At 36.7% G+C, this 8931-nt stretch carries 11 protein-coding genes; 8 read left to right on the forward strand and 3 right to left on the reverse strand.

What is annotated here, in order from left to right; genetic code table 11:
- Nucleotides 1-4: 4 nt before the first annotated feature.
- Nucleotides 5-943 (forward strand): peptide-methionine (R)-S-oxide reductase MsrB, encoded by a 939-nt coding sequence (gene msrB, locus JCM9140_RS05240; protein ID WP_369384400.1) that lies wholly within the window; start codon nt 5-7, stop codon nt 941-943.
- A gap of 37 nt (nt 944-980) precedes the next feature.
- Here msrB and JCM9140_RS05245 read toward each other — a convergent pair whose 3' ends face one another.
- Nucleotides 981-2024 (reverse strand): AbrB family transcriptional regulator, encoded by a 1044-nt coding sequence (locus JCM9140_RS05245; RefSeq protein ID WP_034743301.1) that lies wholly within the window; start codon nt 2022-2024, stop codon nt 981-983.
- A gap of 184 nt (nt 2025-2208) precedes the next feature.
- Here JCM9140_RS05245 and JCM9140_RS05250 point away from each other — a divergent pair, with 184 nt between their 5' ends.
- Both JCM9140_RS05250 and JCM9140_RS05255 read left to right on the forward strand, forming a co-directional pair.
- On the forward strand, nt 2209-2502 hold the full coding sequence (locus JCM9140_RS05250) for a Dabb family protein (protein WP_034743304.1): 294 nt from the start codon (nt 2209-2211) through the stop codon (nt 2500-2502).
- 147 nt (nt 2503-2649) lie between these two features.
- Complete coding sequence (locus JCM9140_RS05255) at nt 2650-3456, forward strand: endonuclease/exonuclease/phosphatase family protein (protein WP_034743307.1); 807 nt, start codon at nt 2650-2652, stop codon at nt 3454-3456.
- An 82-nt stretch (nt 3457-3538) separates the two neighbouring features.
- Here JCM9140_RS05255 and JCM9140_RS05260 read toward each other — a convergent pair whose 3' ends face one another.
- Nucleotides 3539-4840 (reverse strand): DUF4179 domain-containing protein, encoded by a 1302-nt coding sequence (locus tag JCM9140_RS05260; protein WP_034743310.1) that lies wholly within the window; start codon nt 4838-4840, stop codon nt 3539-3541.
- Nucleotides 4816-5358, reverse strand: coding sequence for a sigma-70 family RNA polymerase sigma factor (locus tag JCM9140_RS05265; RefSeq protein WP_034743312.1), 543 nt, complete (start codon nt 5356-5358; stop codon nt 4816-4818). Before JCM9140_RS05265 ends, JCM9140_RS05260 begins: the two co-directional genes overlap by 25 nt.
- 263 nt (nt 5359-5621) lie before the next feature.
- Here JCM9140_RS05265 and JCM9140_RS05270 point away from each other — a divergent pair, with 263 nt between their 5' ends.
- From JCM9140_RS05270 to JCM9140_RS05285, 5 genes are all read left to right on the forward strand, one after another.
- On the forward strand, nt 5622-6605 hold the full coding sequence (locus JCM9140_RS05270; RefSeq protein WP_268870551.1) for a TIR domain-containing protein: 984 nt from the start codon (nt 5622-5624) through the stop codon (nt 6603-6605).
- A 2-nt stretch (nt 6606-6607) separates the two neighbouring features.
- On the forward strand, nt 6608-6778 hold the full coding sequence (locus tag JCM9140_RS23585; protein WP_156314777.1) for a hypothetical protein: 171 nt from the start codon (nt 6608-6610) through the stop codon (nt 6776-6778).
- Between the two features lie 247 nt (nt 6779-7025).
- Nucleotides 7026-7271 (forward strand): sigma factor regulator N-terminal domain-containing protein, encoded by a 246-nt coding sequence (locus tag JCM9140_RS05275; RefSeq protein WP_034743320.1) that lies wholly within the window; start codon nt 7026-7028, stop codon nt 7269-7271.
- Nucleotides 7272-7344: 73 nt separating this feature from the next.
- Nucleotides 7345-8049 carry an anti sigma factor C-terminal domain-containing protein gene (locus JCM9140_RS05280; protein ID WP_034743323.1) on the forward strand — a complete coding sequence of 235 codons (705 nt, stop codon included), beginning with the start codon at nt 7345-7347 and terminating at the stop codon, nt 8047-8049.
- A gap of 121 nt (nt 8050-8170) precedes the next feature.
- A complete protein-coding gene (locus JCM9140_RS05285) occupies nt 8171-8842 on the forward strand; it encodes an HAD family hydrolase (protein WP_034743326.1) in 672 nt (223 codons plus the stop codon).
- Nucleotides 8843-8931 lie beyond the last annotated feature (89 nt).

Below are 8931 nucleotides of genomic sequence, written 5' to 3' on the forward strand. Positions count from 1 at the left end.
GAAAATGAAAGAACTTGCCACATTTGCAGGGGGCCATTTTTGGTTTTTGTTTCCCTCTTTTGTTGACCTACCTGGTGTCTTTAAGGTGACAGCTGGTTATTCTGGAGGGGAAGAAATAGACCCATCCTATGATGAGGTCTTGAAAGGACAAACTGGGCATCGGTTTGTCGTTCAAGTAGAGTTTGACCGAACGGTTCTTTCTTTTGAAAAACTGCTAAATGCTTATTGGAAGACGATTGACCCAACTGATCATTTAGGTCAATTTACTGATAGAGGAAACCCATTCGTGCCAGCCATTTTTTATCATCATCAACAGCAAAAACAGGAAGCTGTTTTATCCGTTGCATCCCTAAGCACCATTTTTGAACATCCAATTGTAACGGATATAATCCCTTATCGAAATTTCTATCCAGCTGAGCAAAAGCACCAGTCTTATTTCTTGAAAATCCCGTTTCATTATCGTTATCTTTACAAAAAATCGGGTAGGGAAGATTTTTTTACTAAGCACTGGCAAATCAAATCGAATGATTCGCGAATGAAAAAATTAGCACCCATTCAATTCGAGGTAACACAAAACAATAAGACAGAACCTCCCTTTGTAAATCCATATGATCAATATAATGAGGATGGGATTTATGTTGACGTTGTATCAGGAGAGCCGTTGTTTTCTTCTCGTGACAAATACGATACAGGATGTGGATGGCCTACGTTTTCAAAGCCAATTGTTCACCAAAACATTAAAGAGAAATTAGATCATAGTCACGGGATGCTTAGGCAAGAGGTAAAAAGCAAACTAGGAGATTCTCATCTAGGGCATGTGTTTGAAGACGGACCAAAGGACAAGGGTGGAAGAAGATATTGTATCAACTCTGCTGCGCTTCGGTTCATTCCAGTACGACAATTCGAAAAGGAAGGCTACGAGGAGTACAAATTCCTTTTTTAAAAATAAAAACACCATTGGCAATAGGCTAATGGTGTTTTTAGGCAGCTTTTTCTTTCTGTTTTTTCTTAAAATACCATTTTAAAAAAGGGGGGACAAATACAATGATTAGAATGATCCTCACTAGTTGAAAGGCGCTCACAATAGCAGGATCCGCTCCGACAATCGAAGCTGTTAAAACCATTTCAATCAGTCCACCAGGAGCTAAGCTTAACATCGCTGTTGCCAAATCTAATGATGTTAGGTTTGCTAATACCATCCCGAAAAGAAATGAAATCAAAATCAAACCAATTGATACTCCGAAATAAACAAGGCTATACTTTCCGCCCATCTTTAAATCACGAAACGATATGTTTTTACCTAGACCGATTCCAACTGCTATTTGGGCGGCTATTAAAAAGGGAGGAGGGACGGTAGGTATTTCGATAAAACTTATGTTTAAAATCGTTGTTATGATGAGTGGTCCAATAACAATCCCAGCCGGTAGAAGGTCGCGAACTAGAATTCCTGCAATGATAGGTAGAATCAACCATAAATAACTCCAACCAGCAAAACTAAACGCCGGAGTTTCAACTACACTAATTAAAGCTGAACTAGATTGAGAGAAATAAAAAATAATAGTTGTTGGAACAACAAACAAAACAGTAACCAACCGAACCGTTTGAAAAATGACAACCAATGAAGATTTCGCATGGAGGGCTTCGCTAGCGATAACCATTTCTGTTAAACCACCTGGAATCACTCCAAATACACTGGTGATTTTATCAACATTTATCCATTTCGTTATCAGTGTCCCTATTATGATACTTGCTGCAATTAATCCGAGCGTCAAAAGCAAAAATAAAAAGAAATAAGGGCTCATTGTCGAAAATGTTTGCAAAGTAAAATACATCCCAAAATAAATTCCAAGTATAACAAGACCGCAATTTTTAACAAAATCTGGCCAATAAGCCTGACGTTTGGATAGCCCTTGCCAAAGCATAACAAACGTTAATGGCCCTAGAACCCAAGGAAGAGGAATGTTTAAGAATGCAAATAAAAAACCGCCAATAAATCCAACTATCGCCGTTTCGATGATTCTCATAAGTATAAAACCCCTTTAAAAAAGATATAAAAATTGTACCACAAAAACAGCCATTTCGCCTCTCGAAATAAAACTTCATCCAATTTCTGTGTATTATTTGGTTAATCCAAAATAATTGCTTCTCGAGAGCGAGTTCGTTAAAATATAATTCGTTGAACAAGAAAATTAGGAAGAAGGTTATGTCATGATTAATCGTACCGTACTAGTAAAATTTGCAGACACAACGACACAAGAGCAATTACAAGAGGTAGTTGACCGATTCAAAGCGTTAAAAAACCATTTAACTGGAATTGTCGATCTTCAAGCTGGTTTAAACTTTGCTGAGAGAAGCAAGGATTATCAAGTCGTTTTGACTGTTCGTTTTGAAGATCAAGCTGCACTTGAAGCTTATGTGAACAATGAGGAACATAAAGCAGTTGCAGCATTTATTAAAGAAGTAGGAAGAGTCGACAGCATTGGCGTTGATTTTGAACTTTAAGAAAATAAGATAAATACTTACTTTAAAGAGTGTCTTAATAGGTCATTTGGCCATTTTGACACTCTTTTTTTGTGTAAAAGAGGTGGATAATTTACCGACCTGATAATTCTGAATATTGTGTTATAATTGATTAAAAAGGAGAGAACTATGCGACGAATATCTTTCTATTTATTCATTACTGGAATTATTGTTTTCTCTCTCCATCTCTACCATGAAACTAACAAAGAAATAAAGTTAATTCATAATAAAAGCGAATACTTAATAAACAACGGTTTGATAACGGTTACATCTTATAATATTCAATACGGTAGAGGGCAAGATCAAAAAATCGATCTACAGAGGACAATAGAGACGTTACAATCAGTTGAAGCAAACATTATCAGTTTGCAGGAGGTGGAACGAAATAGTTATCGCTCTAATTTTACAGATCAAATTAGAGTTCTGGCAGAAGAGCTGAACATGAATGCGTTTTTTACTCCTTCATTAGCGTACCCGGGCCTTTACTATGGAAATGCCGTCTTGACTTATTTTCCGATTGTCGAAACAAAAACGGTAACGTTCAAAAATAAAATAGAAAACAGAACGGCACTCGTTATAGAGCTACAAGTAACAGAAGATCAGACCATTCATGTAATCAATACCCATTTAGGACTAAATAGAGATGAGAGAGCTAACGCAATTGAACAAATCTATGAAAAAATAAAAACAATAGATGGACCTATCCTATTAACTGGAGACCTAAATTCAGTTCCATCTGATCAAGAATATCAAATTTGGAATGACCACCTAACAAAAAGCAACGAAGGTATTCCTTTTCAAACGTATTATAGTGAAGATTGGCAAATTGATTATATTTTCCACAGTTCAGACTTTCTCGTGAATGATGTGGAAGTAATAGAAAGTGAAGCTTCTGACCACTATCCTGTTACAGCAAGAATGGTGTTAAGTAGGTGAATTCATGGTTATACTGCTAAGTGGCGTTTAAATAATAATTTAGGACCAGAGCTGTCGTTTCAAGCTCTGGTCCTTTGTCTATTTATTTAAGTTCAATCGTTACTTCTAATTCTTCAAAGTAGTTCAAAGAGTTCATTTTTAAGGTTGTTACATAAATATCTGTTTGAGTTGAAGGGGCTTTAAATGAACTTTGATATTGATTAACGGATCCTTCTAGCCTTGAAGCAAATTCAACGCGTTCAAGCATTTTTCCTTCGGTGTCTTCAAGCCAAAATGTACTCGCTTGTTCATGGGCATTTTGGCCAACCGCTTCGACAGTGAAAGTAATCACACCGTTTTCCTGTTTAGCATCTAAAATCGTTAACTGACCAAGATCTCCTTGAGATAGCACGATCTCCGTTCCATCCCATTGTTTTCTTACTTTCTCAGGGGAATTTGTATTCATCGCTATAGAAAACGGTTTAATTGTTACGTATAACGGTATGTTGTCAAGAGGTTCAAAGTAGTGCTTATAATGTGAGGTGATGATACCATTAACAGCGCCACCCCCGCCACCACCTCCGCTAATTGGTTGTAGTACGCGTCCTTTGTCATCTATTACTTGGTACTGAATGATTTGTTCAGCGTACGTTTCATATTTCTCCTCAGTCATATCATACTGAAGAGCTAATTCAGTAGATGTAGGCAAAAAGGAAATCGTCTCATAGTGCATCGTAAAGTCACTTGTTTCCTTCATGATATGAACCGGATACTCATGGCTGTTTCCTACCAATTCTATTGGGAGGTTAACAGACCAAGATCCTCCCCCGAACGGACGTACTCCAAGCGTAAAGGAATCTGGAAGATCATCACGAATTTGAAGACTAATGGCACCAGCATAAAGACCATTCTCTAATTCTTTTTCCGTCTGTCCCATTCCATGACTTCCAATTGTTCGGCCATTGATTGTAAATTCTACGTCTAAATAGTTAAATTCACCTAAATCACTATTATGAGCAGGTTCAATGATATAGCCAAGATGGATCCTAGCCCCATCATAAAAGCTGTCTGTAAAGGTAATGATGTGTCCGTCTACTTCAACTTGTTCCTCATGGGTTGTCGTTAGTCCGATTTCTGTTCCTTTTTTCACACTGATATCCCCGACAAAATCAAAAGCAGAACCTATAATTGGAATTCTTTTCATCGTTTCAGCAAATGCAGGAGAAAGAACAGATAAGCCAAAGGTGATAGATAGGGCAGCGACGACTGCAGCAACACTATAATAAATCGTTGCTCTCCGCTTTTTGCGGGGGAGTTGCTGTAACGTTTCTGCGATTCGCTGATCAATATGGTTTGGCAAAGAGCCGTTAACGTCATTTTTTAGCTTTTGTTCCCATTTTTCCATCCGGAAACCTCCTTATCCTGTTTTTCTAATATGACACGCATTTTTTCTCTTGCTCGACGAAGTTTTGTTTTAACCGTATTTTCTGGTTCATCGTAAATAAGTGCTAAGTCAGAAACGGAAATGTCTTCAATGTGAAAGAGCTTTAGGAGCTGTCTTTGTTCTTCTGGTAAAGAAGCAAGCATTTGTTCGACTTCTATTTTTTCATACCCGCTATCGCTTGCATATGGTTCAATTAAATCTTCAAACGGGATTAAATTCTTTCTGTTTCTAATACATTGGTTACATTCATTGATTAAGATGCGAATCAACCAAGTTTTAAAATAAGCTGGTTCACGTAATGTATGAATACTTTGAAATGCTTTTAGTATCGTTTCTTGCATCGCATCGGCGCAGTCTTCGTCACGAGCTAGGATAGATTTTGCTACTCGGTACATGGTTACTTTTTGCATAAGAATTAGCTTTTCAAATGAGGTAACATTTCCTTTTTTCGCTTTTTTGACTTCATTGATCTGTTTCAATATACGGCTCCTTTCGTGATGATCTATTCATTAGATACATAAGCCCCAGACGAGGTTTCAAATTTATTTAAAATAAGGTGAGTTTTTTAACAGATAACGACACTATATTTTGACATTACTAGAAAAATAGTGAAATTTGCTAGCTTTTTAGTAAAAGATTAACTTTTTCCTAGATTTACAGAATGTACGTTCGGTATAATGAAACATAGATATTCGAAAACACAAGTTGGAAGGAGGAGAAGGCTATTAAACCACATGTTTTTATCGGAAGCGCTAGAGAATCAATAAACTATGTCAATGCGATTCAAGAACAATTAAGTTTTTGTGCTGAAGTCACACCGTGGTCTGCTGGTGGCTTCCTCACAATGGAGTATCCTATGGAGGCGCTCGAAAGACAATTAAACGAAAATGATTTCGCTATTTTTGTCTTTTCTCCAGATGACGTTGCTACCATACGTGGTTCTGAATCCTTTATAACAAGAGACAACACGTTATTTGAAATGGGATTGTTTTGGGGAAGGTTAAAAAGGGAGAGAGTTTTCTTTATTGTACCTGATGTCACTCCTGATACTGATGGGGTAGGAGGTTTGCGTATCCCCTCTGATTTAGCTGCATTAACCGTTTTAACCTACCAGGTACGTAGCGATAACAATTATAATGCGGCAGTTAATGTTGCTTGTGGGAAAATACAAACAATTATTGAGGAACTTGGATCATTTGAAGATCCAGCCTTATTGTTGCATGAAGCATTAGAAACGTCTGAACAGGATTACGCGATCATAAGGTTGCTGAGAACTTTATCAAAGCATTTATTAAAAGATGCCTCAAACAAATATGAGTACTTATCTGAAGCTGTTAGAAGTACATACATGGTTCCTCCATCTTATTTCGTTGAAGGTATTGGTGTTTGGTTAAAGGAAGAAAACCAAGATTATACAGGCCTTAGACAAATTGCCGGAAACGAAGGTCAGGGTAAATTTTACGATTTTGGGGTTAACACTGGTAAGAATCAATCGGAACGAATTGTCGTAGTAGACTGTTTGTTAAATAGCGAAGAATTGGTGCTCTTAAAAAATAATACCTCTTTTGATAAAAAATATGTGCTATGTTATCCTATTGGTAACGAAATCGTTTTAACTGTTGCCTTAACTGGTCGAGTCTCATTAAGTGAGGCTGAAATGGATCAAATTTTCTTAGATAATCACAAGTTGTTAGGTATAATAAACTATCTTTTTGGAGGTGTTTGATCATGAGTAAAACAGCCAAAACGGCAATTCTAGGAAAGCATTCTTATAAAGTCGGAAAAGCTGTACCAGGTATTAAAACCATCATAACTTCTAAAAAGGGTGAAGAATCAGCAACGATTGTTTATAAGCGTAAAGCAGATTATAGAGAAGATCCTTTTGGGAAACGTGCTTAGAAGGAGAGGATGAAGCTCTCTCTTCTTCTGATTCCATACATATTATTCACCTTAAACAACCCTGGCTTAATTGAGACAGGGTTGTTTAAGGTGAAATAAATAAACATCGAAAAATTTACATATGAGTAACTCGGGGGAATAATACAACTTTCTCTCGAGACAGGTGAAAATGAATTTATATAGGACTAGTCTGCGTTTTAAATCGTCATCAGAACGACAAGGAAAACATTTTTAAAGGGGTGACAGTGTGGAATGGAACGAGGGAAAAGCCCAGAAAATGGTTAATAAATACAAAAATAGATTTAACCTTCGATTGTCATTTAAAGTAATTAGAGTGATTGTAAGTTTAGTAATCTTGTATTGGGTTTATTTATTTGTCCTAACGGTGTCTTATGATTTTAGTAAAATAGGTCCTCGTACTGAATTTTATCAAAAGTTAGCGATCGATTGGACGTACCCAGAATTAACTAGTGATCTAGCAATAAGCTCATAGGGAGATTACTCCGTTTTGGACACAGAAAATACAATTCTCTGTTGAAAGAAGAATTGGAAAAGAAAATTATGTTGTGTCTCAACTCCAATTAACAAAGCCAATAATAAATGCAAGAATGTATATGGAGATGGATCGAAACTACCCAAAAAAAGCGGGAAACAATGGGTTTCATTTTTACCTTCCTTTTCATCCTGAAAATGATCGGTCCTTAGTGGGAAATCAAGCTCCAGGTGTATTTGAGACGTTAGAGAGGGTCCATGAAGGTAAAGTAGCTGATTTTGCCTTTTCTACAACTGAGTATTTCTCACCAGAAGAAATGCTAGAGATGCTTGCTGAATATGATCTTGATGTGATTTGGATGCCGTTGTATATGGGGGAAATGCAAAACTTCACAGAGTGGGGTTGGTCTGGTAGTGGAAATTCCATAACGTTAGCACAAGAGTGGGGTTTATCTGGAGCAAGACAAATGGAAGATGATTTTATGAGCGGTTCACTTATCCACCTATTAGATCTGCAAAGTATAGAAGAAAGCAAGATCGCCATGCTTGATAATATGGAAAAAATGCTCGGAGAAAATAAACGTTTAGCGGAACAATTACTAGTAACCAATCATCTTCAAGATCGCTATGATTATCTACAAAATGAAGGCTTCCAAGTTTACGGAGCTGTCGTGACAGGACCTGTAAAAGAGCTGTTAAAGTTACAAGAAGTAAATGGGTTACATAGCTTTCAACTAGGTGAAATGATTGATTGGAATTGGAACAATGATGAATTCTAATATCATACACGAAGACTTACGGGGACTAGGAGCTTGTACAACACAAGCTCCTTTTAATGTTCATTTTTAAAAAGAAACCTATGTTATAATATGGAAATATAAAAAGTTTGGAGGCCCAACATTGATTTTTTTTGATATAGATTCTACATTGCTGGACCATGAACAAGCTGAGGAGCTCGGAGCTATAGAGTTCTTTGAAGAAAACAAAGAAGACATTAAATGTAACACCAATGAGTTTGTGGCGTTATGGCATCACTTATCTGATACGTATTTTGAGAAATATTTAGAAAAGGAACTGTCCTTTTTAGAACAGCGAAGAATGAGAATGAAAGAATTATTAGGTAGTCATATAAGTAACGATCTAGCAGATGAGAAATTCAATGAATATATTACGTATTATAAAAAGAACTGGAAAGTATTTGAAGATGTTATTCCTTCTTTAGAGCAAATGAAGAAGCAAGGAAAACGTCTTGGGATTATAAGCAATGGTGATGAGAATCAACAAATGGAAAAACTGGAAACAATAAAGATACGGAAGTATTTTGATTGTATTGTTACTTCTAGCAAAGTCGGAATATCAAAGCCCAATATTACGATATTTATCGAGGCTTGCAATCTCGCAAAGGTAAAAGCCGAAGAGTGTTACTACATAGGGGATCGAGTGGAGACCGACGCAATCGCTAGTACACAAGCAGGAATGAGAGGAATTTGGCTAAATCGAAAAAACACCATGACACGCTCAGAAATCGTTACTATACATAGCCTTCATGAGTTAGCTACGATTATTAAGTGAGTGCAACAAATGTAATGCTAATGTTTTTCCTCTAGTTAAATAAAAGTTCTTTTATAAAGCGTTGCATACATAGGCACCGCTTTATTTTA

Source organism: Halalkalibacter wakoensis JCM 9140, from assembly GCF_000513095.1.
Lineage (GTDB): Bacteria > Bacillota > Bacilli > Bacillales > Bacillaceae_D > Halalkalibacter > Halalkalibacter wakoensis.

Coding starts and splice junctions, on each gene's coding strand:
- JCM9140_RS05250 (WP_034743304.1), top strand. CDS start 2,209: ATGATTAATCGTACCGTACTAGTAAAATTTGCAGACACAACGACACAA.
- msrB (WP_369384400.1), top strand. CDS start 5: ATGAAAGAACTTGCCACATTTGCAGGGGGCCATTTTTGGTTTTTGTTT.
- JCM9140_RS05245 (WP_034743301.1), bottom strand. CDS start 2,024: ATGAGAATCATCGAAACGGCGATAGTTGGATTTATTGGCGGTTTTTTA.
- JCM9140_RS23585 (WP_156314777.1), top strand. CDS start 6,608: ATGAGTAAAACAGCCAAAACGGCAATTCTAGGAAAGCATTCTTATAAA.
- JCM9140_RS05255 (WP_034743307.1), top strand. CDS start 2,650: ATGCGACGAATATCTTTCTATTTATTCATTACTGGAATTATTGTTTTC.
- JCM9140_RS05260 (WP_034743310.1), bottom strand. CDS start 4,840: ATGGAAAAATGGGAACAAAAGCTAAAAAATGACGTTAACGGCTCTTTG.